This is a genomic window from Kineococcus sp. NPDC059986 (assembly GCF_040702905.1).
GTDB lineage: Bacteria > Actinomycetota > Actinomycetes > Actinomycetales > Kineococcaceae > Kineococcus.
Map to the genome: position 1 here is coordinate 216,686 of NZ_JBFBND010000002.1, position 26,246 is coordinate 242,931.

General features: G+C 74.3%; 22 protein-coding genes and 1 pseudogene. 6 read left to right on the forward strand and 17 right to left on the reverse strand.

Translation table 11 applies throughout. The annotated features are described in order from the left end of the window. Positions 1–13: 13 nt before the first annotated feature. From AB0637_RS03060 to AB0637_RS03070, 3 genes are read right to left on the reverse strand one after another with little or no spacing between them, the layout of a single operon-like run. The gene (locus AB0637_RS03060; RefSeq protein WP_366169685.1) at positions 14–883 is read right to left on the reverse strand and encodes a carbohydrate ABC transporter permease; all 870 of its coding nucleotides are present in this window, start codon (positions 881–883) and stop codon (positions 14–16) included. After that, positions 880–1,851: a sugar ABC transporter permease gene (locus tag AB0637_RS03065; RefSeq protein WP_366169686.1), complete on the reverse strand. Its 972-nt coding sequence runs from the start codon at positions 1,849–1,851 to the stop codon at positions 880–882. The genes AB0637_RS03060 and AB0637_RS03065 overlap by 4 nt, the downstream gene beginning before the upstream one ends. Continuing rightward, on the reverse strand, positions 1,844–3,088 hold the full coding sequence (locus AB0637_RS03070) for an ABC transporter substrate-binding protein (RefSeq protein ID WP_366169687.1): 1,245 nt from the start codon (positions 3,086–3,088) through the stop codon (positions 1,844–1,846). Before AB0637_RS03070 ends, AB0637_RS03065 begins: the two co-directional genes overlap by 8 nt. A 420-nt stretch (positions 3,089–3,508) precedes the next feature. Between AB0637_RS03070 and AB0637_RS03075 the strand changes: the two genes are divergently transcribed. After that, positions 3,509–4,795, forward strand: coding sequence for a S8 family serine peptidase (locus tag AB0637_RS03075; protein ID WP_366169688.1), 1,287 nt, complete (start codon positions 3,509–3,511; stop codon positions 4,793–4,795). 12 nt (positions 4,796–4,807) lie between these two features. Here AB0637_RS03075 and AB0637_RS03080 read toward each other — a convergent pair whose 3' ends face one another. From AB0637_RS03080 to AB0637_RS03100, 5 genes and pseudogenes are all read right to left on the reverse strand, one after another. Then, on the reverse strand, positions 4,808–5,467 hold the full coding sequence (locus AB0637_RS03080; protein WP_366169755.1) for an HAD family hydrolase: 660 nt from the start codon (positions 5,465–5,467) through the stop codon (positions 4,808–4,810). A gap of 28 nt (positions 5,468–5,495) precedes the next feature. Then, complete coding sequence (locus AB0637_RS03085) at positions 5,496–6,083, reverse strand: hypothetical protein (protein WP_366169757.1); 588 nt, start codon at positions 6,081–6,083, stop codon at positions 5,496–5,498. Beyond that, positions 6,080–6,541 (reverse strand): annotated as a pseudogene (locus AB0637_RS03090) (MSMEG_6728 family protein); the annotation flags it as partial. The gene AB0637_RS03085 and the pseudogene AB0637_RS03090, both read right to left, overlap by 4 nt. Positions 6,542–6,749: 208 nt before the next feature. After that, on the reverse strand, positions 6,750–7,664 hold the full coding sequence (locus AB0637_RS03095; RefSeq protein WP_366169689.1) for a D-isomer specific 2-hydroxyacid dehydrogenase family protein: 915 nt from the start codon (positions 7,662–7,664) through the stop codon (positions 6,750–6,752). A 9-nt stretch (positions 7,665–7,673) separates the two neighbouring features. After that, positions 7,674–8,783, reverse strand: a complete 1,110-nt coding sequence (locus AB0637_RS03100; RefSeq protein ID WP_366169690.1) for a GGDEF domain-containing protein — start codon at positions 8,781–8,783, stop codon at positions 7,674–7,676. 122 nt (positions 8,784–8,905) lie between these two features. Here AB0637_RS03100 and AB0637_RS03105 point away from each other — a divergent pair, with 122 nt between their 5' ends. After that, positions 8,906–10,930: an EAL domain-containing protein gene (locus tag AB0637_RS03105; RefSeq protein WP_366169691.1), complete on the forward strand. Its 2,025-nt coding sequence runs from the start codon at positions 8,906–8,908 to the stop codon at positions 10,928–10,930. A 41-nt stretch (positions 10,931–10,971) separates the two neighbouring features. Continuing rightward, positions 10,972–11,664 (forward strand): haloacid dehalogenase type II, encoded by a 693-nt coding sequence (locus AB0637_RS03110; RefSeq protein WP_366169692.1) that lies wholly within the window; start codon positions 10,972–10,974, stop codon positions 11,662–11,664. Between the two features lie 4 nt (positions 11,665–11,668). Here the strand turns inward: AB0637_RS03110 and AB0637_RS03115 are convergent, their stop codons facing one another. After that, positions 11,669–12,724 (reverse strand): cation diffusion facilitator family transporter, encoded by a 1,056-nt coding sequence (locus AB0637_RS03115; RefSeq protein ID WP_366169693.1) that lies wholly within the window; start codon positions 12,722–12,724, stop codon positions 11,669–11,671. A gap of 124 nt (positions 12,725–12,848) precedes the next feature. Here AB0637_RS03115 and AB0637_RS03120 point away from each other — a divergent pair, with 124 nt between their 5' ends. Beyond that, the gene (locus AB0637_RS03120; protein WP_366169694.1) at positions 12,849–13,646 is read left to right on the forward strand and encodes a hypothetical protein; all 798 of its coding nucleotides are present in this window, start codon (positions 12,849–12,851) and stop codon (positions 13,644–13,646) included. A 5-nt stretch (positions 13,647–13,651) separates the two neighbouring features. On the opposite strand, the gene AB0637_RS03125 is transcribed toward AB0637_RS03120, so the two are convergent. Both AB0637_RS03125 and AB0637_RS03130 read right to left on the reverse strand, forming a co-directional pair. Then, positions 13,652–14,041 (reverse strand): hypothetical protein, encoded by a 390-nt coding sequence (locus AB0637_RS03125; protein WP_366169695.1) that lies wholly within the window; start codon positions 14,039–14,041, stop codon positions 13,652–13,654. Between the two features lie 137 nt (positions 14,042–14,178). After that, the gene (locus AB0637_RS03130) at positions 14,179–15,054 is read right to left on the reverse strand and encodes a hypothetical protein (RefSeq protein ID WP_366169696.1); all 876 of its coding nucleotides are present in this window, start codon (positions 15,052–15,054) and stop codon (positions 14,179–14,181) included. A 94-nt stretch (positions 15,055–15,148) separates the two neighbouring features. On the opposite strand from AB0637_RS03130, the gene AB0637_RS03135 reads away from it, so the two are divergent. Next, the gene (locus AB0637_RS03135; protein WP_366169697.1) at positions 15,149–15,991 is read left to right on the forward strand and encodes a hypothetical protein; all 843 of its coding nucleotides are present in this window, start codon (positions 15,149–15,151) and stop codon (positions 15,989–15,991) included. Here the strand turns inward: AB0637_RS03135 and AB0637_RS03140 are convergent. From AB0637_RS03140 to AB0637_RS03150, 3 genes are all read right to left on the reverse strand, one after another. Next, on the reverse strand, positions 15,958–17,187 hold the full coding sequence (locus AB0637_RS03140; RefSeq protein ID WP_366169698.1) for a glycosyltransferase family 4 protein: 1,230 nt from the start codon (positions 17,185–17,187) through the stop codon (positions 15,958–15,960). The two genes, AB0637_RS03135 and AB0637_RS03140, sit on opposite strands and share 34 nt — an antisense overlap. 178 nt (positions 17,188–17,365) lie before the next feature. Then, positions 17,366–19,417 (reverse strand): M12 family metallo-peptidase, encoded by a 2,052-nt coding sequence (locus AB0637_RS03145; RefSeq protein WP_366169699.1) that lies wholly within the window; start codon positions 19,415–19,417, stop codon positions 17,366–17,368. Between the two features lie 132 nt (positions 19,418–19,549). Then, positions 19,550–20,458, reverse strand: coding sequence for an ROK family protein (locus AB0637_RS03150; protein WP_366169700.1), 909 nt, complete (start codon positions 20,456–20,458; stop codon positions 19,550–19,552). A gap of 189 nt (positions 20,459–20,647) precedes the next feature. On the opposite strand from AB0637_RS03150, the gene AB0637_RS03155 reads away from it, so the two are divergent. Then, complete coding sequence (locus tag AB0637_RS03155) at positions 20,648–22,912, forward strand: diguanylate cyclase (protein ID WP_366169701.1); 2,265 nt, start codon at positions 20,648–20,650, stop codon at positions 22,910–22,912. Between the two features lie 19 nt (positions 22,913–22,931). On the opposite strand, the gene AB0637_RS03160 is transcribed toward AB0637_RS03155, so the two are convergent. The 3 genes from AB0637_RS03160 to AB0637_RS03170 all read right to left on the reverse strand — a co-directional run bounded on the left by AB0637_RS03160 (position 22,932) and on the right by AB0637_RS03170 (position 26,241). After that, positions 22,932–23,837, reverse strand: a complete 906-nt coding sequence (locus AB0637_RS03160) for a carbohydrate ABC transporter permease (RefSeq protein WP_366169702.1) — start codon at positions 23,835–23,837, stop codon at positions 22,932–22,934. Next, positions 23,837–24,808: a sugar ABC transporter permease gene (locus tag AB0637_RS03165; protein WP_366169703.1), complete on the reverse strand. Its 972-nt coding sequence runs from the start codon at positions 24,806–24,808 to the stop codon at positions 23,837–23,839. Before AB0637_RS03165 ends, AB0637_RS03160 begins: the two co-directional genes overlap by 1 nt. Before the next feature lie 71 nt (positions 24,809–24,879). Next, positions 24,880–26,241: an extracellular solute-binding protein gene (locus AB0637_RS03170; protein ID WP_366169704.1), complete on the reverse strand. Its 1,362-nt coding sequence runs from the start codon at positions 26,239–26,241 to the stop codon at positions 24,880–24,882. Positions 26,242–26,246: the final 5 nt, after the last annotated feature.

A 26,246-nucleotide genomic window follows, 5' to 3' on the forward strand; every position in this document is an offset into this window, starting at 1 on the left:
GGGAGACTCCTTGTCAGGACTTGACCGCGCCGCCCGTGACCCCGGCGGCGACGTACCGCTGGGCCAGGACGAGCAGGGCGATGGCGGGCAGCGACGACAGGACGGCGGTCGCCATGATGGGCGACCAGTCCGCGACGAAGCTGCCGACGTAGGTGTACAGCCCCAGGGTGATGGGGCGCAGGTCGGCGGTCGTGGTCAGGGTGAGGGCGAAGAGGAAGTCGCCCCAGGCGAAGAGGAACGTGAACAGCCCCGCGGTGATGAGCGCGTTGCGGCTCATGGGCAGCACGATCGAGAAGAACGCCCGGACGTGCCCGGCGCCGTCGACGTAGGCGGCCTCGACGATCGAGGTCGGGATGGAGCCCATGAAGGCCCGCATGAGGATGATCGAGAACGGGATGCCGGCCGCGGAGTCGGCCAGGATCAACCCGCCGAGGGTGTTGAGCAGGCCGAGGTCGCTGTAGGCGGAGTAGAGCGCGTTGGCCACGACGATGCCCGGGACCATCTGCGTGACGAGGATGCCGAAGAGCACCACCGTCGCCCAGCGGCCGAGCTTGAAGTGGGCCATGGCGTACGCCGCGGGGGTCGCGATGAGCAGGCTGAAGACGACGGCCCCGAGGCTGATGAGCAGCGAGGTGACGAGGTTGCGGCCCTGTTCGGAGATGGCCGTCGTGTAGCCGCGCAGGCTGAAGTCGAACGGGAACCACGGCGTCGCCACGGCGTTCCCGGCCGGCTGGAGGGAGACGTTCACCATCCAGTACAGCGGGAACAGCATGAACGCCAGGATGAGGATCCCGATGACCGTGTAGACGGGGCGCCGGGGCGCCTTGCCCGCGGGCCGGACCTCGACCCCGGGCTGGACGCGGGTGGGAACGACCGCGCTCATTCGTCGACCGCCTTCCGGTTGATCCGCAGGTAGACCACGGCGAACACGAGGGAGATGAGGATGAGGATGTTCCCGAGCGCGGCGCCCTGACCGAAGTCGAACTGCCGGAACGACATGTCGTACGAGAACGTCGAGATGGTCTGCGTCGAGTTCGCCGGCCCGCCGTTGGTCAGACCCAGGATCACGTCGAGCACCTTGAGCGTGTAGACGACCCCGAGCACGAGCACGACCGTGACGACCGGCCGCAGCATGGGCCACGTGATGTGCCGGAAGGCGCGCCAGCCGGTGGCGCCGTCGAGGGCGCCGGCCTCGTAGAGCTCCTCGGGGATCTCCTGCAGGCCGCCGTAGAGGATCGTCATGTTGAACGGGATCCCCAGCCAGATGTTGACCCCGATGACGGCGACGAGCGCGAGCTGCGGGGACGTCAGCCAGTTCGGGTGCAGGTCCAGCCCCGGGACCGCCGACAGGATGCGGTTGAGCGCCCCGTTGTCGGTGTCCAGGATCCAGCGCCAGACGGCCGTCCCGGCGATCATCGGGATGAGCCACGGCAGCAGGATCAGCGACCGCAGGACGCCCGACAGGGCGAACCGCTTGTGGAAGAACAGCGCGATCGCCAGACCGAGGGCGAACTGGCCCACGATGGACCCGGCCGTGAAGAACAGCGTGTTCCACAACGTCCGGTCGAAGATCGCGTTGCCGACGACGGCGGAGTAGTTGGCGAGCCCGACCCACGGGGCCTCGCCCGTGTAGAACGTCTTGGTCGTGTACGCCTGGAACCCCATGAGGACGTTCTTGACGACGGGGTAGCCGAAGAACAGGACGAGGTAGACGACGGCGGGGACGACGAACGCCACCTCGACGAGCCGGGTCCGCAGCTTGTGCCCGGACCCCCGCCCCGTCGGCGCGCCGGCCGACGGGGCGGTGCGGGAGGTGACCCCCACCGACGAGCTGACGGAGGCGTCAGCCATTCTGCGCCTGCTTGAGCGCGTCCTCCGGCGTCATCCCACCCACGAGGGCGTTCTGCACGGCGGTGTAGATCTTCGTCGCGGCCTTGGGCCAGTCGGCGCCGAGCTCACCGGTGCGGGCCCGCAGGTCGGGGACCTGGTCGGCGAACGCCTTGAGGTTCGGGTTCTGCGAGGTCACCTGGTCGGCCAGCGCCGGCTTGGTCGGGACGGTGCCCGTGCCGAGCGAGATCTTCACCTCGTTCTCGTCGCTGTTGAGGCACTGCACGAGTTCGGCGGCCTTCTTCTGCTTGTCCTTGTCGCCCGTCTGCGGGACGGTCCAGGCCTCGCCACCGAAGGGCGAGACGGTCTTGCCGCCGGCCTGCGGGACGGGGATCGGGACGATGCCGTACTCCAGGCCCGAGACCTTGTCGAGGGTCCCGAAGTTCCAGGGACCGTTGATCATCATGGCGGCCTTGCCGGCCGTGAACTGGTCGGCCACGTCGGCCTGCGTCCAGTTCACCGACGACTGCGACAGCGACTTGGAGTCCAGGAGGTCCTTGACCAGCTGCAGGGCCTGCGCGGTCTGCGGGGTGTCGATGTTCTTCTCGTCGCCCCCGTTGGACCACATGAAGGGCAGGAACTGCCAGGTGCCCTCGTAGGTGTTGACGTTCGACATCGCGAACCCGTACTGCTCGCCCTGGGTCAGCTTGGCCGAGGCGGTCTTCAGCTCGTCCCACGTGGTGGGCGGGGTGACCCCGGCGGCCTCGAGGACCTTCTTGTTGTAGAACAGCGCGATCGTGTTCGTCACGGGCTGCAGGCCGTAGAGCTTGCCCTCGTAGGTCGAGGCGCTCAGGACGCCCTCGGCGACACCGGAGGAGTCGACGCCGAGGTCGTCGAGCGGGGCCAGCGCGCCGGAGGCGGCGATCTGCTGGACGTCGGGGTTGTCGAGCATGAGGACGTCGGGGAGCGTCTTGGACGAGCTCTGCTGCAGGACCTTCTGGATGAGCGTCTCGCCCGGCACGGACTCGCGGGAGATCTTCATGCCGACGGTCTTGCCGCACGCCATGATGGCGTCGTTCCACAGCGTCTTGTTCGGGTCGGAGTTGTAGTAGTCGAGCACCCGCAGGGTGTCCGAGCTCCCCGAGCTCGTGCTGCCGCCCCCGCCACCGCAGGCCCCGAGGGCCAGCGGGAGCACCAGCAGGGCGGCGAGTCCGGCGCGGGTTCCGCGCCGAGCCGAGGACCGGGCCGTCTGTCGAGCCATCTGGTGTTTCCTCTCCTCAACCCACGGCGTCGTGGGCGGTCGTCCGTCGATGCGTATCGACGATGGGCGTGGAGCTCCCGGGTGGGGCACCACAGGGGGTTCAGCGCGCCGCGCGTCCTGACGGGCGGTGCGACCAGGTGGGGGATGGACCGGACGGCCGGACCGGGCTCACGAGCAGCGGGCGGAGGCGTCGGTCGTCCCCGCACACCTGCACGTCCTGGAACACCGCCACACCACCCTCCTCTCTGAGAGCTCCGGACCCCCGCGCCGACCCGGGAACCGGGTCGGCGGGCCGTCGATACGCATCGTCGATGCGAATCGAGAAACTAGCCTGACCAGGGGAACCGCACAAGGGGTTCGTCAAGTCCGTCGTCCGGAGGGCCGATGCCAGGTCGTCTCGACCGACCGCAGGGAGCAGCCGTGCCCGTACCCGCCCGTCCCCCCGCCCGGGCCCTCGCCCTCGCGGCCGCCGCGCTGTCCCTGACCTTGGCGGCCCCCGCCCAGGCGGCTGCCCCGGCCGCCTCCCCGGCGACCTCGCCGGCGACCTCGCCGGCCCGGACCCTGCACGTCGACGCCCTGCGCTGGGTCGGCGGCCGGCCCCAGGTCGAGACCCGCACCGCGACCGGTCAGGCGGCCGCCGCCCGGCTCGTGCGCACCCTCGACGCCGACCCCGCCGTCAGCGACGCCCAGGTGCGCACGACGTACCAGCTGACGCCGACGGGGTCGACGGGCCTGCCCACGCGGCGCCTCCTCGCCACCGACCCCTACCTGCGCTACGCGTACCACCTGACCGCCGTCGACGCGTACGCCGCGTGGTCCACGACGAGGGGCGCGGGGACGAAGGTCGCCGTCCTGGACTCCGGCGTGGACGGCACGCAGCCCGACCTCGTCGGTCGCGTGCAGCAGATCGGCAACTTCACGACCGAGTCCGACGCGATCGTCGTCGACCACGGCACCGAGGTCGCCACCGTCGTCGCCGGCGCCTACGGCAACGGCGTCGGTTCCGCGGGCGTCGCCCCGGACGTCACGATCCTGGCGGGCAAGGTCTGCGAGCAGAGCGGCTGCTCCAGCGACGCGATCGTCGCGGGCATCACGGCCGCGGTGAAGGCGGGCGCGAACGTCGTCAACCTGTCCCTCGGCGGACCGGACTACAACCGCACGATCGCCGCGGCCGTCGACTGGGCGACCGCGCAGGGGGTCGTCGTCGTCGCCTCCGCGGGCAACTCCGGCGACCAGGGCAACCCCGTCGAGTACCCGGCCGCCTACCCGGGCGTGGTGTCGGTGTCGGCGTCCACGACCGCCGGCGCGGCCGCGGCGTGGGCCCAGCACAACGCCTCCGTCGACCTCAGCGCCCCGGGGGAGGCGATCCCCGCGGGGGCGCCGGGCAAGAGCGGGTCCTACGCCTACCTCAGCGTCTCGGGCACCTCGTTCTCGGCGCCGCAGGTCTCCGCCGCGGCGGCCCTCCTCCACACGGTCGCACCCCGCGCGGACGTCGCGACGGTCACCGGCTGGCTCACGGGCACGGTCGCGAAGAAGGCGTGGCCCGACGGCTACGGCGCCGGGATGCTCGACGTCGCCGCCGCCGTGAAGGCGGCGCAGGCGGCCCAGACCGCTCCCCCGCCGTCCACCGGGACGTCGTCCGGCACGGCGACCGTCCCGCGCGTGCGCCGGCCGCTGCGTCCGGTCCCCGTCGTCACCACGTCCTGAGGCGTCCGCCCCTCACGCGGGGTGGGCGAGGTCCGTCCCGTCCAGCGTCGCGAGGAGTTCCGGCAGGGAGTCGACGACCACGCCCGCGCCGGCACCCGTGAGCTCCTCGACGGAGAACCCCCCGGTGCGGACCGCCACGCTGCGCATGCCGGCGTTCCCGGCGGCCTCGCAGTCCCAGACCGAGTCCCCCAGCAGGACCCCCGCCCGCCCCGAGACCCGCTGCAGCGCAACCTGGAGCAGGTCCGGGGCGGGTTTCGTGGCGTCGGCGTCGTCGGACGTCGTCCAGCCGGCGACGAGGTCCCGGGCCTGCAGCAGGTCGAGGTAGGCGTCGACGTGCGCACCCTTGCCCGAGGAGGCCAGCACGACCGTCCAGCCGCGGCGGCCGAGCTCGGTCAGCAGCTCGCGCGCCCCCTCGAACGGCTGGACCTCCGGCAGCAGCGGGTCGAACTCCTCGACCCACGCGTCGCGGACGGCGTCGCCGTGGGCGGCCTCGAACTCCTCGCCCGCGACGGCGGGCACCAACTGGTCCCCACCCATCCCGATCGCGCGGTGCAACCGCCAGACCGGCAGCGTCAGCTCGAAGCGCCGGAACGCGCGGAACCAGGCGAGGGCGTGGTGGTAGTTCGTGTCGACGAGGGTCCCGTCGACGTCGAGGACGGCGGTGTCGGGCAACGGTTCTCCCAGGGTCTCGGATGCGTCGTCAGACGGCGAGGTCGACGCGGAACAGGTGGCGGGGGTCCTGCAGCAGGGCGGGTGGTGAGACGTCGTCCCGTTCGGCCCGCCCGCCCCAGCGCACGGCCCGGCGGTGGCGCACGGACACGCCCTTCCCGGACGTGAACCCGTACTCCCCCACGACCTCGCCCAGCAACAGGGCCCCTTCCCGTTCCACGGGCACCGCAACCTCGTCCCCGGGGCTGAGTTCGTGGACGAACGTGTCGAGGACGCGGAGGTCCTTGCCCGGCCGCTTGCCGGGCGAGACCTCCTTGAGGAGTTCGCGCAACGTCGTCCCTTCTGCCGCACCGCGCACGTCGACGTCGATGCCGGACGCCGTCCCGAGCCCGACGACCCCGTCGGTGAGGAACTCCCCCAGCGCCTGCGGCGACTCCGGCCGCACCACCCACACGAGCCGCCCGTGCGTGCGGGCCGGGGATTCCAGCGACGGCGGGGCCGGCCACACGTACGGCAGGTCGTCCGGGTCGTCGTCGCCGAAGACCGGGCGGTAGAACGCCGGGTCCTGCGCAGCAACGCGGACCGGTGGCTGCGGTGCAGCTCCTCGTCCCCCAGCCACGGCGGCATCAGGTCGGCGAGTTCGGCCTGGGACCGGCCCACCACCTGCGGCGCGAACTCCCCGATGAGCCGCTCGGTGGAGTCCGCGCGTCCCGTGGTCGTCCACGCGGCCGTGCACACCAGGCCGTAGGCGACGAGCGCCGGCGTGCACCCGCGCCACATGCGGACCGCGGGGTGGTTCACCCAGCCGTAGTCCGGCAGTTCCAGGGCCCGCAGGACCTGCAGGGTCTCCACCCGTTGCTTGCCCAGCCGCGGCCCGTCGAGGACGGCCGCCGACCGCGCGAAGTCCGGGTACGGGAGGAACGTCTGCACGGACCCCACCGTCGCGCGCCCCTCCCACCCCCGCACCTCGAACCGGGGCTCGGTCCCGCCGCCCGCGGGGGGGGCTCGTCGTCCAGCGCTGCGCGCTGGCTCCAGCAACCGACTCACCCTCCGAGCGCGATGCGCCGACGACCCCACCCCGACCGCGACCGGCGGGGGTGGCTCGTTGACGCGACGGGCTCGACCTACGAGCCGGATGCGTCTACGAGCCCAACCCAACCGCGACCGCGAGTGGTGGCTCGCTGACGCAACCGGCTCAACCTGTGAGCCGGATGCGTCTACGAGCCCAACCCCGCGCGGACGACCCGGAGCGGAGGGGCGGGCGGGGGGACGGGAGGTGGGGCGGTCAGTACCCCGCGTCGAGGTCGACGAGGCCGAGGAGCTCCTCGCCCGCGCCGAACCGGCGCACGTTCTCGGTGATCCGCTCGGCGAGCAGCGGCACCCGCAGCGACGACGGGTTCGTCGAGTGCGGCGTGACGATCGCGCGGGGTTCGGTCCACAGCGGGTGGCCGTCGGGGAGGGGTTCGGGGTCGGTGACGTCGAGGGCGGCGCCGGCGATCGTCCCGTCCCGCAGGGCGGCGACCAGCGCGTCGGTGTCGACGAGCGAGCCGCGGGCGATGTTCACGAGCCAGCCCTGCGACCCCAGCGCCGCGAGCTCGTCGGTGCCGACGAGGGCGGCCGTGTCGGCGGTCGCGGGGGCGGCGAGCACGACGTGGTCGGCGACGGCGAAGACGTCGCGGACGCGGTCGGCCGACCACGTCTCGTAGGCGCCCTCGACGGGCAACCCGCGTCGGGTGACGGCCAGGACGCGCGCGCCGAGGCCGAGGAACGCCGGGATCATGGCCTTGCCGATGCCGCCGGCGCCGACGATCGCGACGGTGGCCCCGCGCAGCGAGCTCTGCACGCCGTCGAGGGCCCCGTTGTCCCAGGTGGTGGCCCGGGCGGCGCGGCCGATCCCGCGGATCCCCGCGAGCAGCAGCGCGACGGCCCCCTCGGCCACCGAGGTCGAGTAGGCGCCCGTCGCCGACGTCCACGTCCGGTCGCGGTCGATGGCGCCGGAGGCGACCCAGGCCTCGATCCCGGCCGACGGCAGCTGCACCCAGCGGATCCCGTCGTGCAGCTCCGGCAGGTCGCCGTGCCCGCCGACGACCACGAGCGCCTCGGCCTCGGCGAGCGGGACGACGCGACCGCCGCCGCGTTCCACCGCCTCCACGAGCTGCGGGTCGTCCTGCGGTCCGATGTGCACGGCGGGGCTGGGCACGGGGTCTCCCTAGAGCTCGTGGGACAGGTCACGCACGCTGTCGGCCCCCACCCTAGGTCCCCACCCGTCGGCCGCCTCCGCGCTGCGGGTGCGGTTGCGGCCGTCCCGCTTGGCCGCGTAGAGCGCCGCGTCGGCCGCGACGAGCGCCTGCTGCGCGCTGGTGCCGACGTCGAGCGTCGCGCAGCCGGCGGAGAACGTCGCCGCGCCGCCGCCCTCGGACCACGTCTGGCGCAGGCGTTCGACGACGTCCATCGCAGGCCCGGTCCCGCTGGCGTGCAGCAGGAGCACGAACTCCTCGCCCCCGAACCGGGCCGCGTAGTCGTCGCGGCGCAGGTGGGTGGCGAGCATGGCCCCGAACTCGCGCAGGACCTGGTCCCCGAAGGCGTGGCCGCGGGTGTCGTTGAGCTGCTTGAAGTGGTCGAGGTCGCAGACGACGACGGTGTCCCCCGGCACGAGCCGGAGCATGCGGTCCTCGAGGTCGCGGCGGTTGCCGATGGTGGTCAGCGGGTCGGTGCGGGCGTCGCGGACGAGGACGTCGGCCGCGGCGCGCTGACGGCGGGCGAGCTGGGCCAGGAGCTCGGCGACGAGCACCCACGTGCAGGCCACGACGACCGTGCGCACGACGACCTTCGCGTCGAGCTGCTCGGAGGCCAGCAGGTACAGCGGCACCGCCACGGGCAGCAGGCCGAACGCCGTGTGCGGCGGCAGGAAGACCCCGACGTAGACGAAGCAGAGGACGAAGAAGGGCACGTAGGCCCCGGCGACGCTGTCCGTCCCGACGCCGAGGACGGCGAGCGCCACCACGACCGTGAGGGGGAAGGCGAGCGGTGCGCGCGGGGACCAGCCGTGCCAGGGCAACGCGGTGCTGAGGACGAGCAGCCCCACGGCGGTCAGGCCCACCGCGGCCAGGACGACCTGGTCGGCGGGGCCGGGCGAGAGCACCCAGACGGTGAGCGCGACGAGGGCGCCGGTGACGAGGAGGAGGGCCCGGCCGGCGACGACGGCGGGACCGCCGGAGCGCCAGCGCTGCGGGAGGCGGCGCAGGAACGCGACGACCCACGACGGCACCCACGCGGGGTCGTCACGGCGGGGTCTCCCGGCGTGGGGACCTGAGCTCACCCGCCCCACCCTGCTCCCCGTTCTAGATGCTGTGAGTGACGATGCGTTGACAGATTGCCACGTTCGGGTGGTCCTCCGCAGGTGTCTTCCAGCGTTCCCCCGGCCCTGCCGATGCTCACGGGGTGAACGACGTCGCGACCGGGGTCCCGGACCCGGACCCGCCGCGGCACCCCTGGGGACGCTGGCTGCCCCGGGGCCACGCCCTCTCCCCCACCGACTGGCACCGTCGCCACCGCTGGGTGTGCACCGTCCTGCTCGTCCACGTCCTCGCCGTCCCCGTCTACGCGCTCGCGTGGCGGCTCCCGCTGCTGGAGGCCGCCGGGTTCGGCGCCGTCCTCGCCGTCTTCCTCTGCGCCGCCCAGTTCGACGAACTGCGCCGCTACCTCGCCGACGACCCCACGCTGCCGGCCTGGTCACCGGAGTGGATGCGGTCGTGCGCCGCCGCCCTCGGGCTCGTGGTCGCCTCGGGCGAGATCGTGCAGATCTCCCACGGGTGGACCGAGGCGCACTTCCACTTCTTCGTCATGGTCCCCGTCGTCGCCCTCTACGAGGCGTGGGCGCCGTTCACGGTCGCGGTCGCGTACGTGCTGTTCCAGCACGGCATCGTCGGGACGTTCTTCCCCCAGGTCGTCTTCCTCGACGGCTCAGCCCACCGGCACCCGTGGTGGTTCGCCACCGTCCACGCCGTGATGTTCGGTGCGGCCTGCGCGGGCTCCCTGACGATGTGGCGGCTGGCCGAGGCCTCCCGCATCCGGCAGGGCCAGCTCCTGGAGCAGATGCAGCACCGCACCCTGCACGACCTGCTCACGGGGCTGCCCAACCGCGCGGCCCTCCGCGCGAGCCTCGAGGCCGAGCTCGCGACCGACGGCGAGGGGGTCGACGTCGCCGTCCTCATGGTCGACCTCGACCGGTTCAAGGAGGTCAACGACACCCTCGGCCACGCCTGCGGCGACGACCTCCTGCAGCAGGTCGCCGCCCGCCTGGGCTCGGCCGTCCGCGACGGCGACGTGCTCGCCCGGCTCGGCGGCGACGAGTTCGCCGTCGTCCTGCCCGGCAGTTCCGCCCGCGACGCCCGCGTCGTCGCCGAGCGCATGCGGCAGTCCCTGGCCGGGAACCTCGTCGTCGCCGAGGTCGCGGTGGACGTCGACGCCAGCATCGGGATCACCAGCCGACGGCACGCGGCCGACCTGCGCCCCCCGCTCGACCCGGGCCCGCGCGACGTCGCCGGGGAGATCGAACTCCTGCTGCGGCAGGCCGACATCGCCATGTACTCGGCCAAGACCCGGCGCACCGGGATCTCGACCTACGACCCCGGCGAGGACGAGCACTCCTCCCAGCGCCTCAGCACGCTGGCGGAGCTGCGCGCGGCGCTCGGTGCGACGCAGGACGGCGCGGACGACCAGCTGCACCTGCACTACCTGCCCGTCGTGGAGCTGGCCGGCGGCGCCGTGCGCACCGTCGAGGCCCTCGTCCGCTGGCGGCACCCCGTCCGCGGGCTGCTCCCGCCGGCCGCCTTCGTGCCGGCCGCGGCCGAGACGGCCCTCGCCGACCCCCTCACGACGTTCGTCCTGCACCGCGCCCTGCGCCAGGTGGCCCGCTGGCGCGAGGAGGACCTGACGCTGCAGGTGTCCGTCAACGTGCCCACCCGCTGCCTGCGCCCGGCGTTCGTGACGACCGTCCTCGACGCGCTCGCCGCGGCGGGACTGGGGTCGCAGGCCCTGCGCCTGGAGGTCACCGAGGGGTCGGCGCTGCACGACGAGCGGACCGTCGCCGAGGTGCTCGTCCGGTTGCGGCAGGCCGGGGTGAGCATCTCCGTGGACGACTTCGGCACGGGACTGGCCTCCCTGTCCGCGTTGCGCACCCTGCCGGTCGACGAGCTGAAGCTGGACCCCGAACTCGTCCACGGCCTGGCCGGGGACGACCCCCTGGCCCGCAACGCCGACGCCGTCCTCGTCCGCTCGATCGTCGACATCGCCCACGGGTTGTCGCTGCGCGTGGTCGCCGAGGGCGTGGAGACCCCGGGGCTCGCGGCGGCCGTCGTGGCCGCCGGGTGCGACCTCGCCCAGGGGTTCCACCACTCGCACCCGCTGCCGGCCGAGGCCGTCCCCGCGTTCGTGCGGGCCGCCTCACCCGCCGTCCCCCGCTGACTCCCGCTCGCCCCGGCCGCGGGCGGTGCCTACGGTCGACCGTGCCCCCCACCGAAGCCACCCGACCTGCGGCCGTCGTCCTGGACGTCAACGAGACCCTCTCCGACCTCGGCGCGGTCGGGGACCGGCTGGCCGCCGTCGGCGCCGACCCGCAGGTCGCGGCGCGGTTCCTGCCCGCCGTCCTGCGCGACGGCTTCGCCCGCACCCTGCGCGCGGACCCGCTGCCGTTCGCCGACGTCGCCGCGGACGTGCTGCGCGCCGAGCTCGCCGGCGCCCGGCTCGACCGACCGCTCGAGGACGCGGTCGCGCACGTGCTCGGAGCCTTCGACGAGGTGGTGCTGCACCCCGACGTCGCCGGGGGCCTGCGGCGGTTCCGCGACCACGGCGTCGTCACGGCGGCCCTGACGAACGGGGGCCTCGCGACGTGCGAGGCGCTGCTGGAGCGGGCCGGCGTGCGCGAAGACGTCGTCCACGTGCTGTCGGTGGAGACGGTCGGACCGTGGAAACCCCACCCCGCCGCCTACGGCCACGCGCTCGACGTCTGCGCGGTCGCCCCGGCGGAGGTGCTGTTCGTCGCCGTCCACCCGTGGGACCTCGACGGGGCGGCCGCCGCCGGGATGCGGACCGCGTACCTCGACCGGGCCGGGACGGGGACCTACCCCCGGCACGCGAGCACGCCGTCCCTGACGGCCCGGGGGCTCGACGACCTCGCCCGGCAGGTCCTCGCGGACTGACCGGTCAGGGCTGCGCGCGCAACCCCCGCCCGGTCCGGGTCCTCGGCTGCGGCAACGCCGGCACGGAATCCGGGTCGAGCAGACCGGCGGCCTCGCGTTCGGTGTCGGCGAGCCGCTCGCGGGCCGCCGCGTCCGCCGAGACCGACACCGCGCTGGGGTCGAGGAACACCTGCGTGATCGAGGGCACCCGGCGTCGCATCTCCTCCTCCGCGCGCGTGCAGACCGCCTCGATCTCGCCCGCCGTGAGCTCCTCGGCGAACTGCACCCGGCCCGCGACGAGGACGTTGTGCGGCCCGAGCTGCATCGTCAGCACCTCCTGCACGCGGACGACGGCGGCCTCGGACGTCAGGACCCGCACCGCCTCGACCCGGACCGCGGGGTCGGCGGCCTCGCCGATGAGGAGCTCCTTGGTGTCCCGTCCCAGCAGCACCGCGACGACCCCGAGCAGGGCGCCGATGACGATCGAACTCAGGGCATCCCAGACGTTCGAGCCCGTCACCTGGTGCGCGATCGTGCCCGCGAGCGCCACCAGGACGCCCAGGACGGCGATGCTGTCCTCGCTGGCGACGGTCTTGACGGTCGGGTCGGGGCTGCGCACGACGTAGGTGAGGATCCGGCGCCGGGCCGAGGCCGCCTCGCGGACGACCTGGCGCAACGCCTTCAGCAGGGACCCGCCCTCGAGCAGGATCGAGACGCCGAGGATGGCGTAGATGACGACGAAGTGCTGCGTCGAGGTCTCCTCGGCCTCACTCGTCAGCGAGTGGACGCCCTCGGCGATCGAGAACAGGGCCCCCGAGACGAAGATCCCGACGGCCGCCAGCAGTGACCAGAAGAAGCGTTCCTTGCCGTAGCCGAAGGGGTGCGTCCGGTCGGCCGGGCGGTCCGCGCGGCTGAGGGACAGCAGGAGGAACGCCTCGTTGAGGGTGTCCGCGACCGAGTGGGCGGCCTCGGCGAGCAGGGCGCTGGACCCGGTGACGACACCCCCGACGCCCTTGGCGATGCCGACGCCGACGTTCGCCAGCAACGCCACGAGCACTGTTCCCCGGGTCTCGTCCGCCACCTCTCCGATGTATCCCAGGAAGGACGCCGGCGCGCGGCGGCGTCCCCCCATCTCACCGCGCGTCACTGGTGATCTACGCAGCGACGCCGCTACGGTGCGCAGAACCGACAAGAGGAGGGCGTCCGTGCGTCTGCCCCGCGGCCTGCGCCGTCGTGCACACCTGACGGCCGAGGCCCGCCGCGTCGTGGCCGACCTGCACCGCGACGGCATCGCCTGGACGGACCTCGCCACGCTGCTCGGCAGCGGCGGGGAACGGGACGAGCTGCTCGGGGAGGTCCTGTCCCGCACGGACGACCTCATCGCCGACCAGAGCGCGGACATCGTCCGGCGCCGCCGCCGCCTCTGCGGCGAACCCGAGCAGCGCCGCGCCACCCCGCGCGACGTCGACCTGCTCGGCAGCCGCCCGCCCGTGGACCCCGAGGACCCGTACGCACGGTTCCTGAGGCACCCGCAGATCAGCGGTGTCGCCTCCGCCCACTGCCGCCGCGAGGTGCGCATCTGGGACATGAACGGCGTGCTGACGCTCGCCGGCGCCCCCGTCCCCGAGCGCGGCTGGGCACGCGCGGCCGACGGCCCCGCGCTCGAGGTGCACCTGCACCTCACGGGCGTCGACGAGGGCGTCGGCCCCCTCAGCTACGTGCGGACCTCGCACCGGCGGCGCCGGCTGGCCCGCGTCGGCCGCGCCACCGACGAGGACGTCGAGCGTGCGTTCGGCCCCGGCTGCACGGCCACCGCGACCGGGCTGACGGGGACCGTCGTCTTCAGCGACTCCCGCGGTCTGCAACGCCGCGCCCGGCCGACCGCGCGCGACCGGCTCGTCCTGCAGGGACGGTTCTCCCCCCGGGGTGGCCGCGACCGCGCCGTGCTGCTCCCCGCCGAGGAGGTGCCGCGCAGCGCGCTCGCGGACTTCGCCCTGGCCTGAGGCCGTCAGCCGCGCCCGAGGAGCTTGTCGAGCAGGCGGGCGAAGAAGCCCTTGCGCTCGACGGGCTGCGGGGCCGGCGCCGGTTCGACCCGGGCCGGCGGGACGACCGCGCGGACGGGCTGGGGCTCGGGCCGGGGTGCGGGCTGGGCGACGGGTTCGGCGACCGGCTGGGGCGCGGGCTGGGCGACGGGCTGGGCGACGGGCGCGGCGGGCGCGGGGACCTCGGGCGTCTCGGTGCGGGCCCCGGCGTTCAGGGTCCCCTTGAGCTCCTGCTCCGGGGTGTAGCTGCCCTCGCCGAGGATCGAGGCGGCGAAGAGCAGGGCGGAGGCCTGGATCGGCGCCACGGTCTGGGCGCCGGTCGGGCGCTCGGCGACGGTGTCTGCTTCGTGGGACATCAGGCAACTCCCGGAGGATCGGCACGGTCGCCCCCTCGGCGCCGTCACCCGGACATCGGTGCCCGGGGCGACCTGCTGGAGCGCGCCGGGGCAGGACCACCCGGTCGGCGGCGACGGGACTTGACGGCGGGCTCCGGTCAGGTGGCGGGCACCCGCAGGACGCTGCTCAGCCGGACGACCCCCGGGCCGTACCGCTGGTCCAGGTGCCGCTGGTCGGACTCGCGCGCCAGCAGCACGGTCGCGGTGACCCGGCCGGCCATCGCGTCGAGCTGCACGTCGAGCGTCGGCGGCCCGGACTCCTGGACCTGCGACAGCGTCCGCGCGAGGTCGGCCTCCGACCGCTCGGCCGGGCTGACGCACAGGGCACCGCCCCACACCTCGCGGACGGCGCCCTCCATCGCGGCGAGCTCCCCGGCCGTCGAGACGTTCAGGACGCGGTGCCCCGGCGCCTGCTCGTCGATCCACAGCACGGCGTACCCGGGAACCCCGGGGGCGACGCCTGCGGCCAGGCCCAGCGCGTCGTCGCTCGCCCGGGCGGGGTCGGGCTCGGTCCAGCCGCCCGCGGGGGCGGGGCACGGGGTGGTGAAGTCCGCCGAGAAGTCCGCGACGAGGGGCGGATCGAGCGGTGCCGTCGCCGGTCGCGGCGGTGCGGTGAGCCGGAGCGCGTCCCGGTCCCCGACCCGCTCCACGACCCCCGTCAGCGTGAACAGTCCCCAGCGGCTCGTCAGAACGCCCTCGGAGGACCCGGCCGGCACGTCGTCGAAGGCGAACCCGAGGACGTCCGGACCGCCGCACTGCGGCGGGTACGACGTGGCGATCGCGCCGACGCACAGCTGCGGCCCGTGTCCGTCGTCCTGCAGGACCGTGCCGACGGTCACGAACGGGCCGGCGTGGGCGTCGGGCACGAGGTCGGGCCGGCTCGGTGCCGGGACGGTCCCGGAGGTGCCGGGTCCCTGCGGCGCGCACGCCGCCAGCAGCAGGACGACGAACAGGGCCGCAGCGGGGCGGGTCATGCCGCTGGGACGCGCCGTGGACGTCCTCCGTTCCGGCAGGCGTGCAGGAACGCTGCACACCTCAGGACGGCGGCACCCGCGCCGATGGGTCGCCGTGCGGGTACCGGACCTCGAGGCGCTGCGCCCCGGCGACTTCGTCAAGGTCCGCGGCAACGGGAACCCCGTGCACACGGGCGGGCGGGCCGTCCTGGTCGCCGTGCACCGCGAGGACGGGCCGCCGTGGCGCATCGTCGCGCTCGACCTGCGCTACTCCGCGCGCGGGGCCGCCGTGCGCGTGGACGTCGCCGGTGGTGGCGAGCTCGCCCGCTGGGACACCCCGTGGGCCCCGGAGCACCACGTCGAGGAGACCCCGCACCACGAGCTGCTGGCGCCCGGCGCCGCCCACGTCGAACCGCGCGGGTCCCGGCGCCGGCTCGTCGTGGCCGGACTCGTCGTCCTGGCCGTCGTGGGGGTGCTCGCGACCTGGGAGCACCAGCGCACGCCCCCGAACCCCGTCGTCGTGCAGCGCGCGCTGCAGGAGGGCGTGCGGGGCACCGGGTCCCCCGACAGCGAGCCGCCGTCGCAGGCCCCCACCCCCAGCCCGACGGCCACCCAGGTGCCGGCGGCCGCGACCGTCGTGGCGTGGTCGGCCGGTCCGCTGCCGGTCGTCGCCGGCCTGGACGGGACCACCGCGCCGCGGACGCTCGCGGGGGTCGTCCCCGCCGAGGGCTGTCGCGACGCGTACGTGCGGGACCTGTTCTCCTACCTGCCGATCGGGCAGCGGGTCGACGTCGCGGGGGCCGGCTGGTTCCGCACCGACGACGGCCTCGACGTCAACGAGGAACTCGTCCGGCAGGGCGTGGCCACGCCCGACGCGACGACCGCCGGTTCCACCCCCCTGGACATCGAGCACCTGCGCACGGTTCAGCGGCTGGCGGCGGACGCCCCCGCCTGCTGAGCCGTGCGCGCGGCCGCGACCTCCGCCAGGGCGGCCTCGACGCGGTCCCCGACCGCGGCCGGGGAGAAGCGCTCCTGCACGTGCGCGCGGGCGCGGGCGGCGAGCTCGGTGCGCAGGTCGAGCCCGCGCAGGACCGCGGCCGCGAGGTCGGCCGGCGAGGTCGAGGCGGCGACCGTGCGGGCGTCGAGGGACCCTGCCACCTCGGGGTTCGCGCCCACGGGGGTCGCCACGACGGGCAGCCCGCTGGCGAACGCCTCGAGCGTGACGATCCCGAACCCCTCCATCTCCAGCGTCGGCAGGACGAACAGGTCGGCCGAGCGGTAGAGCGCCGGCAGGTCCTCCTCCGCGACGAACCCCGGGAAGTCCACCGGGAGCCCCAGCCGGTCGGCGCGCGCGCGCAGCTCGGCGGCCAGGTACCCGGTGCCCCCGACCACGAGCCGCGCGCCCGGGTGCCGTTCCACGACGGCGCCGAACGCGTCGAGCAGGTTCTCCAGCCCCATCCGGCGCACCAGCCGCCGGACGGTGACGACGAGGGGGTCCCCGCTCAGGCCGAGCCGGTCCCGTTCGGCGGGGCCGGGGGAGAACCGGTCGAGGTCGACGGCGAGCGGGACGACGTCGACGCGGGCGGAGGCCGCGGGGTGGACCTGCTGGAGCAGGCGGCGGACGTACCAGCTCGTCGTCAGCGTCCGCGCCGTCCCGTCGACGGCCGCGAGCTCGGCCCGCCGGGTGAGGTCCGCGACGACGCGTCCCGCGAGCCCCCCGGCGGCGCGCACGAGCGGGTACTTCCCGCCCGCCGCGTCGAGCCCGACCTCCAGGGAGGCGGGGGCGTGGAACCGGAAGACCGTCCGGTCCCCCAGCCCCGCGCGGACGGCCGCGGCGGCGTGGAAGGTGGAGTGGACGTAGAGCGCGTCGAAGCCCTCGCGCGCCACGAGGGACCGCAGCCAGCCGGGGACGCGGGCGAGGGTCACGGCCGGGTGGGCGTAGTAGCCGCGGCTCCCGCGGGCCGGCGCCGGGTGCCGCAGGAGGCGGTAGTGCCCGCGGTCCTCGACGAGGGGGGCGGTGCGGTCGTGCCGACGGACGAGGACCGTCACCTCGTGCCCGCGCCGGGCCAGCTCGTCGACCTCGACGAGGACGGAACTGGCCACCCCGCCCCGGTGCTCGGGCGGGACTCCGTCGGTGATCACGAGCAGGCGCACGCCCCGAGCCTGCCAGACCCACCCACCCCGCGCGGAAAACACCTTTTCCGCCCTTCCGGGCCCCGTTCCCGGACGGAGAACACTCCTTCCGCCCTCCAGGGGAGCTCCGAAGGGCGGAAAGAGTGTTTTCCGCGCGGGGGTCGGGGCGGGGCGGGGGTCGGGGCGGGGGGTGAGGGGGTCAGGCGACGCGGCCGGTGGCGGCGGTCCAGGTGAGCGTCCCGCCCTGGAACTGCTGCCGCACGCCACCGGGGGCGGGGACCTCCTCGCCGACGGGGAAGCCGAGGCGCGAACCCTCCCAGCCGCGGCGGCCGTACTCGCCGAGCACCGCACCGCGCACGACCTGGGCGCCCGCGGCGGGGCTCCAGTAGACGTTCCCGCCCGAGAAGCGCTGGACGACGCCGCCGCGCACGGGGATCTCGTCGGACGTCGGGAACCCGAGCACCGAGCGCTCCCAGCCGGCCGCGGCGTAGCGGCCCTCGACGGCGCCGCGGACGGCGTGGGCGCCCGTGGTGGGCGAGGAGTAGACGAGCCCGCGCTGGAAGCGCTGCACGACACCGCCGGTCACGGGGATCTCGCCGCTGGTGGGGAACCCGAGCACGGAACCCTCCCAGCCCAGCGAGGCGTACTCACCGAGCACGGCGCCGGCGACGACCTGCGCGCCGGTGCCCGCGGTCCAGTAGACGAGACCGCCCTCGAACCGCTGCACGACCCCGCCGTCGCGGACGGGGAGGGCGTCGCTCGTGGGCCAGCCGAGCGCACCGCGCTGGGCGCCGCGGTCCAGGTAGGCCTGCAGGACCGGCCCGGACACGACGCGGTTCACGCCGTCGCGGTTGAAGGAGACCCCTTGCGGCGCAACGGTCGACGCGGAACCGGCGGGGGCCGGGGCCGGCGCGGGGGTGGGGCGCGGGGTGTCGCCGAACGTCACGGTGACGGTGGCCTTCGTGTCGCCCGCGGCGGTGACGGTGACGTGCAGCCGACCCGACGCGGTCGACAGGGTGGCGCCGGGGGCGAGGGCGAGGTCGACGTCCCCGCGGCGGCCGGTGGGGCTGGCGTCGAGGGCGAGGGTGGCGCCGTCCTCGCCGCGGTCGGCGGTCGTGACCCGCACGCCGCGGGTGGGGCGACTGGCGTCGGAGGCGACGAGGTCGTCGCCGGTGGAGCGGCCACGGAGTTCGACGAAGTACGCCGTCCCCGTGGCGGGGTCGACGGCGCGCAGACCGTGGACGGCCCCGTCGGCGGCGACGGGCAGGGCTGCGAACGTGTAGGACCCGGTGGCCGTGACGTCCTGGATCCCGTTGCGCAGCAGGCCGAGACGGTACTGACCGGCGACGCCGAGGTTGCCGTGGCCGATCGTGGCGCCGGAGAAGGACATGACGTCCCAGACGTCGCCGTAGGGCACCCGCGTCGCGCCCGGGTAGGAGCTGCCGTTCCAGGCGACGTCGCTCGCGGTCGCCGAGGACAGCAGGTTCGCGTGCCCCAGGCCGAGGTTGTGGCCGAGTTCGTGCGCCCACAGGGACGGTTCGGTGTCGGTGACGTAGGCGTACCCGGCGCTGTCCGGTCCCGCCCCGACGGAGCCCAGACCGTAGGCGGCGCAGGCACGGGAGGTGTAGGCGTTGCGCGGCAGCAGGACGACGAGGTGCTCGCGCGGTGCGCCGGTGAACCCGGCGGCGCGGGCGGCCTCGGTCCACAGCCCGCCGACGTCGGAGCAGGTGCGCGAGCTGGTGGTCCACCCCTGCACGCCGGCGAGCTGGAACCGCACCTGCCCGGCGGTCTGGGACGACCAGTAGTCCGAGGCCTGCTGGACGGCCGTCGCGACCTGCGCGGTCGTGGCGGGTGCGGCGTCCTGCGTGACGCCCGCGGGGACGACCATGGCGACGCGGACGGTCGAGGGACCGCCGGCGGCCGCGAGCGTGCGGACGGCGGCGCGCGCGGAGACGGCGGTGGCGGTCCCGTCGCGGACCTCGGCCCGGACGGACGTCCCCGTCGCGAGGTGCTCGACGGCCTCGCCGCCCACGTCCGTGAACGTGCCGTCGGCGCGGCGCAGGAGGGTGCGCGTCCCGTCGTGGTCGGTGCCGCCGGCGTGCACGGGGGTCTCGGTCGCGACCTGGACGACGGTGCCGGTCTCGACGACCGAGGAGGCGGCGGGTGCGGCGGTGGCGGGCGCGGCGGTGAGGCAGAGGGCCAGCGCGGCCAACGGCAGGGCGGCGAGGGAGCGGGGCAGGCGGACGGGCACGGCAAGGTGTTCGTGCCGATGATCTTCGACCTTCAACCAGTTCACCTGGCTGGGGGAAGTTGCCTGGTGAAAACTTTCTAGAGTTCCAGAAGTTCCCTTCTAGAGCCCCTCCCCCACCTGGCGGAATCCCTTCTAGAGCACGAAGTCCGGGGCGATGCCGGCCCTCTCGAAGCCCAGGAGGGCCGCCCCGATCCGGCCGGCCTCGGACCCCCAGCGCGCCGTCCGCAGCGGCGGCGGAGCCCGCCAGGCGAGCAGCGACCGCAGCTCCACCTCGAGGGGGTCCAGCAGCACCGGACCCGCACCGGACACGCCACCGCCGAGGACGATCTCGGCCGGGTCGAGGAGCATCGTCAGCCCCTGCAGGCCCAGCGCGAGGGCCCGCACGGCGTCCGCCCACACCGCGTCGGCGAGCGGGTCCGCGCCGACACGGGCCACGACCTCCGCCGTCGAGGCCGCCTCGCCACCCCGGGCGCGGTACCGGCGCAGCACCGCGGCGCCGGCCGCGTACGCCTCCACGCAGCCGCGCTGCCCGCACGGGCACGCCTCGCCGTCGGGGTGGACGACGACGTGGCCGAACTCCCCCGCCGCCCCCGCGACGCCGGACACGGCCCTGCCCTCCACGACGAGGGCGGCGGCGATCCCCGTGCCGATCGGGACGAAGACGAAGCTGCCGTGGGTCCCGGAGGCGAGCTGCTCGGCCCGCCCCGCCGCCCGCGCGTCGTGCCCCACCCCGACGGGCAGCCCCGTCGACTCCTCCAGCAGGGCCCGCAGCCCGAAGTCGCGCCAGCCGAGGTTGGAGGCGTAGACGACGGTGCCGGTCGCCTCGTCGACGATGCCCGGGGTGCCCACGCCCACCGCGACGGGGACGTCCGGCCCGGCCGCCGAGGACAGGTCGGCCAGCAGGGCCAGCAGGTTGTCGGCGGGGCCGCGGCCGTCGAGGGCCGTCGGGCGGTCGCGCCGCACGAGCGCCCGCCCGTGGACGTCGACGACGGCCCCCTTCAACCCGGTGCCTCCGACGTCGACCGCCAGCACGACGCTCACGAGACCACTCCTCCCCCACCCGATCGGCACGACGGACCGCCTCCACGCAGGCCGTCGGGGACGCGTGGTCGACGGGGTGGTCGACGGGGGCAGACTCGCGGCCCGACCCTACCCAGCCCTCCCCGCCGCGGTGGTCCGAACGGGTGAGGGGGCTCCACAGAACCGGTCCCGGTTGCCGAAGCACACAGGGTGACGAACGGCCCTACGATCCACGACGTGCTGCGTGAGCCGTCGATCCACAGCGTCTTCCAGCCGATCGTCGACCTCGACACGGGCGCGGTCGTCGCCTACGAGGCGCTCGCGCGCGGGCCGGTCGGCCCGCTGCACCGCCCGGACCAGCTGTTCGCCGCGGCCCGCGCCGAGGGCGTCCTGTCCGCGCTCGACCACGCCTGCCGCGCCGCCGCGCTGCGCGGCGCCCTGGAGCACGGTGTCGTCGCCCCGCTGACCCTCTTCGTCAACGTCGAACCCGAGATCCTCGACGCCGCACCGCTCACCGAGCTCATGGCCCTCGCCGACGGCGCCCCGACGGGTCTGCGCGTCGTGGTGGAGATGACCGAGCGCGCCCTCGCCGCCCGCCCCGCCGAACTGCTGCGCACCGTCACCCGCGTCCGCGAACTGGGCTGGGCCATCGCCCTCGACGACGTCGGGGCCGACGCGATGTCCCTGGCCTTCATGCCGTTGCTGCGCCCCGACGTCGTCAAGCTGGACCTGCGGCTCGTGCAGGACCGCCCCGGTCCCGCCGTCGCGCAGATCATGAACGCCGTCAACGCCTACGCCCAGGAGACCGGTGCGCTGGTGCTGGCCGAGGGCATCGAGGACGAGGGCCACCTGCTGACGGCCCGCGCACTGGGGGCCCAGCTGGGACAGGGCTGGCTGTTCGGCCGCCCCGCGGCGCCCCCGCCGCCGGCCGCCGCCGTGGCCGAGCTCGTGCTGCCCGCACCCGTGCCCGTCGCGGCCGCCGAGCCCCCGTCGCCCTTCAGCCTGCTGCCGGCCGGGACCCCGCTGCGCCGCGCCCCGAAGGCGCTGCTCATCGAACTCAGCAAGCAGCTCGAACGCGAGGCCCTGCGCCTCGGCGACACGTGCGTCGTCGCCTCGACCTTCCAGTACGCCCACCACTTCACGCCCGCGACCCGCAGCCGGTACCGCGACCTCGCCGACCGCGTCGGCTTCGTCTGCGCGCTCGGGGAAGGCCTGCCGGTGGACCCGATGCCGGGGGTCCGCGGCGCCACCCTCGAACCGCACGACCCCGTGCGCGGGGAGTGGGACGTCGTCGTGCTCGCCCCGCACTTCGCCGCGGGTCTGCTGGCCCGCGACCTCGGCGACACCGGCCCCGACCGCGAACGCCTCTTCGAGTACGCCCTGACCTACGAGCGGACCACCGTCACGGCCGCCGCCCAGTCGCTGCTGTCGCGGGTCGCACCGCGCACCGCGACCCCGCCGGCGGTGAGCGCCGAGGCCAGCGCGCCCCGCGACTGCGTGCCCCCGCGCACGTCCTCGCGACCCACCGGCGCCGTGGCGGCCGGGACCGCGGAGGCGTTGCTGCAGCGCGCCCTCGGGGCGACGACGAGCGGCATCACGATCGCCGACATGCTGCGGCCGGACCAGCCGCTCGTCTACGTGAACTCCGCGTTCGAGGAGTTGTCCGGCGTCCGTTCCGAGGACGTCCTGGGCCGCAACTGCCGGGTGCTGCAGGGCCCCGACACCGACCGCGGAACCCTCGACGAGATCCGCTCGGCCCTGACCGCCGGGCAGGAGTGGCGGGGCGTGGTGCTGAACTACCGCGGGCCGCAGCGCGAACCGTGGTGGAACGAGGTGTACCTCGCCCCCGTCACCGACGCGGACGGGCGCGTCGTGCAGTACATCGGCGTCCAGAACGACGTCACCGCGCGCGTCCGGGCGCAGCAGGAGCTCGAGGTCGAGCGGGAGCGTTCGCGCCAGCACCTGCGGCGCATCGAGCAGTTCGCCTTCACCGACTCCCTCACGGGGCTCGCCAACCGCCGGCGCACCGAACCCCTCGTCGAGGCGGCGCTGCGCCGCGACGACGCGCGGACGGCCCTGCTGTTCTGCGACCTCGACGGGTTCAAGGTCGTCAACGACGAACTCGGCCACGAGGCCGGTGACGACCTGCTCGTCGAGGTGGCCCGCCGGTTGCGCGAGACGGTGCCGGCGGACGCCGTCCTGGCCCGCCTCGGCGGCGACGAGTTCATCGTCGCCCTCACGGGGCTGCACCCCGACGAGGCCGAGGACGTCGCCGCCCGCACGGTCGCCGCCGTCGCCGCACGCGTCGCCGACCCCGTCGACCTCCGCGGCGCGCAGTGGTCGCTGGGGATCAGCACGGGTGTCGCGGTGTCCGGCACGGACGGGTCGACGTTCGAGGACCTCCTCCGGCACGCCGACCACGCGATGTACCGGGTCAAGCGGGGCCGGCTCGAAGGACACCGCGTCGGCGTCTGAGGACCGGCACCCCCCGGTGTCAGCCCTTGACCGCCGACCCCGCCACGCTCTGCACGAAGTAGCGCTGGAAGGCGAAGAAGACGACGAGGATCGGGGCCACGAGCAGGACGCCGAACGCGAACACGGAGCCCCAGTCGACCGGTTGCTGCCCGGAGAACACGCTGAGCTCCAGCGGCAGCGGGCGCACGGAGGGTTCGGACACCGTCAGCAGCGGCCAGAGGAACTGCCCCCACGAGGACATGAACGTGAGGATGGTGACGGTCGCGAACACCGGTCGGCTGTTCGGCACCACGATCCGCCGGAACGTGCCGAACGCTCCGAGCCCGTCGAGCCGGGCCGCCTCCTCGATGCTGCGGGACAGGCCGAGGAAGAACGTGTAGAAGAGGTAGATCGAGAACGCGTTCCCCACGAACGGGATCGCCTGCACCAGCAACGTGTTGCGCTGGCCCTGCAGGAGGTACAGCAGCGGGACGGCGACCGACTCGAACGGCACGATGATGAGCGCGACGACGAACGTCAGGACCACCCGGCTGCCGCGCCAGTCCAGCCGCGCCAGCGAGTAGGCGGCCATCGAGTTGACGACCAGCCCACCCACGACGACCACGGCGCTGATGACGAACGAGTTCAGGACGAACCGCAGGAAGTGCCCGGTGCTGTCCGAGGACAGGCTGGTGAAGACGCCCTCGTAGTTGGCGAGGGTGAGCCCGGTCGGCAGGAAGCCGCGCACCCCGTCGAGGACCTCGCCGGTCGGTTTGAGGCTGCCGACGACGAGGTAGTAGACGGGCGCCACGAAGAGCAGACCGGCCACGGCGAGCAGCAGGTAGGTGCGCACGGCGGCACCGAGGCGACCGGCGCGACGCGGGTCCCGGCCGCTGCGGACCGGGACGGTGACGTCCCGGACCGCGGAAGGGGTCGAGCCGGCCATCAGGCACCGTCCTCCGTCTGCCGGACGAGCCGGCGTTGCACGAGCGTGATGACCATGACGATGGCGAAGAACACCACGGTGATGGCGCACGCGCGCCCGAGGTTGTTCGTGTCGAAGATGCTCGACGTCGCCTGGTAGAGGACCGTCTGGGTGGCCTCCTCGTTGGCGCCGGCCGTCGAGATGAGGATGTACACCTGGTCGTACACCCGGAACGCGAAGATGGTGGTCAGCAGGGTCACGAAGACGAGGGTGTTCCGGATCCCGGGCACCGTGATGTGGACGAACTGCTGGAACGTGCTCGCCCGGTCAATCGAGGCGGCCTCGTAGCGTTCCTGCGGGATCTCCTGCAGCGCAGCCAGGATGATGACCATCTGGAAGCCCGCGCCCTGCCAGACCGACAGGACGATGATGCTCGCCATCGCGGTCGAGGAACTGCCCAGCCAGTCGTGCGCGCCGAAGGCGCCACCGCTGAGGACGTGCAGGACGGTGTTGAGCATGCCGTTGCCGCTGCGGTCGAGGATGAGCCGCCAGATGACGGCCACGAGGGCCATCGGAAAGACGACCGGCATGAAGAAGAGCGTCCGGAAGAACGCGACGCCGCGCAGCTTCGCGTTCACCAGGACGGCCAGCAGCAGCGCCAGCCCCGTCTGGACCGGGATGACGAACACGGCGAAGGTGAGGTTGTTGAGCAGGGCGCGGAAGAACGGCCCGGAGACGATCGGGTCGGTGAACAGCCGCTCGTACTGCAGCAGCCCGACGAACCGCGCGGGGCGCGGGGAGGCGATCTGCACGTTGTACAGGGACAGGACGATCGCGAGGACGAACGGCACCGCGACGAAGAAGGCGAGCGCGCCGACGCCGGGTGCGGCCATGAGGATCCCGGGCAGCGTGTCCTTGCGCCGGGCGGCGGAGGAGGTCGGCCGTGGTCGGCGCCGGGCCGGAAGCTCGGCGACCGCTGGGGTGGTGGTCATGCTGCGGCTCCTGGTCCGTGCCCGCCCCCGCCGGCGCCGCTCGCGCGGCGCCGGCAGGGGCGGGCGGTCGATCACTGGTAGTTGTTGTTGTCCGCGTAGGCCTGGTCGATGGTCTTGGCCGCCGTCGTCAGCTCGGTCTGGACGTCCGAACCGCCGTAGATCGCCGCGAGGGCCTTGCCGAAGGAACTCGTGACGACCGGGTACCCGGCCGTGACGGGACGGGCCGTCGCGACGCACCCCTCCTTCGGGTCGTCCCCGCAGGACTGCGCCAGCTGCTCCCCGAAGAGGGCCAGCGCCCCGCCGGACTGGTACAGCGTCTGGGCCTTGCCGGCGCTCGTGGTGGCCGCGGGGGCACCGTTCGCGTCGGTCATGGCCTTGACGTTCTCGTCGTTGAGCAGGAAGTCGAGGAACTTGCCGGCCGCGGCGGCGTTCCCGCTCCCCGCACTGATGCCCCACGTCCAGGACCCGGCGCCCGTCTTGGTGCCCTTGCCCATGTTCGGCAGCGGCATCGCCACGAGGTCCTGCCCCAGCGCCTTGCTGTAGTCGGGGTAGTTCCAGTGCCCGCCCCACCCGAGGGCCACCCGGCCGCCGGTGAAGGCCTTGGCGTCGGCGTTGGAGTCGACGAACTGCTTCCAGCTCGCCCAGGCGGTGACGGCACCGACGGCCTCCGGGCCGTCGAGCACGCCGGTGGCCTTGTCGTCCTCGATGAGGCGGCCACCGGCGGACCAGACGAGCGGGGCGAACGCGTACGTCCCCCACTCCCCGGACAGGCCGTTCTGCTCCTGGATGTCGAGGGCCTTGCCGCCGTTCGCGGCGGCCAGCGTCTTCAGGGCGGCGTCGAACTCCTGCGCCGTCCAGGCCTCGTCGAGGGCGGTGGGGTACTTCACGCCGGCGGCGTCGAGGAGCTTCTTGTTGCCGTACAGGCCGAGCGCGGAGTCGTACATGGCCGCGGCGTAGACCTTGCCGTCCACCGTGCCCTCACCCTTGGCCGAGGCGGTCTGGTTGGAGAGGGTGTCGGCCGAGACGTGGCCCTCCAGCGCGGAGATGCGCTGGTCGTAGACGTAGCTGGCGACGGTGGGGCCGTCCATCTCCAGGACGTCGGGCAGGCTGTCCACCGAGGTGTTCTGCACCGTGGTGGTGTAGGTGTCGCCGGGCTGCAGCGTGAGCTTGACCGTCACGTCCTTCTGCGAGGCGTTGAACGCCTTGACCGCGGCCTCGAGGGCCGCGTTCTCGCTGTCCTGGCCCTGGTGGGCCCAGACCGTGATGGACCCCTTGCCGCTGCCGGAGGACGCCTCGCCGCCGGACCCGCCACCGCAGGCGCTGAGGCCACCGGCGGCCAGGGCCGCGACGATCGCGCCCTGCCCGAGCGTGCGTCGGGACAGGCCCTGCGGGCGGAGGTGGCCGGGCTGGGAACGGGGGGCAGGGTTGGACATCGTCG

Bases quoted from the DNA above. Each gene is read 5' to 3' on its own strand.
- AB0637_RS03060 (WP_366169685.1), bottom strand. From the start codon at position 883: ATGAGCGCGGTCGTTCCCACCCGCGTCCAGCCCGGGGTCGAGGTCCGG.
- AB0637_RS03065 (WP_366169686.1), bottom strand. From the start codon at position 1,851: ATGGCTGACGCCTCCGTCAGCTCGTCGGTGGGGGTCACCTCCCGCACC.
- AB0637_RS03070 (WP_366169687.1), bottom strand. From the start codon at position 3,088: ATGGCTCGACAGACGGCCCGGTCCTCGGCTCGGCGCGGAACCCGCGCC.
- AB0637_RS03125 (WP_366169695.1), bottom strand. From the start codon at position 14,041: ATGTCCCACGAAGCAGACACCGTCGCCGAGCGCCCGACCGGCGCCCAG.
- AB0637_RS03130 (WP_366169696.1), bottom strand. From the start codon at position 15,054: ATGACCCGCCCCGCTGCGGCCCTGTTCGTCGTCCTGCTGCTGGCGGCG.
- AB0637_RS03160 (WP_366169702.1), bottom strand. From the start codon at position 23,837: ATGGCCGGCTCGACCCCTTCCGCGGTCCGGGACGTCACCGTCCCGGTC.
- AB0637_RS03165 (WP_366169703.1), bottom strand. From the start codon at position 24,808: ATGACCACCACCCCAGCGGTCGCCGAGCTTCCGGCCCGGCGCCGACCA.
- AB0637_RS03170 (WP_366169704.1), bottom strand. From the start codon at position 26,241: ATGTCCAACCCTGCCCCCCGTTCCCAGCCCGGCCACCTCCGCCCGCAG.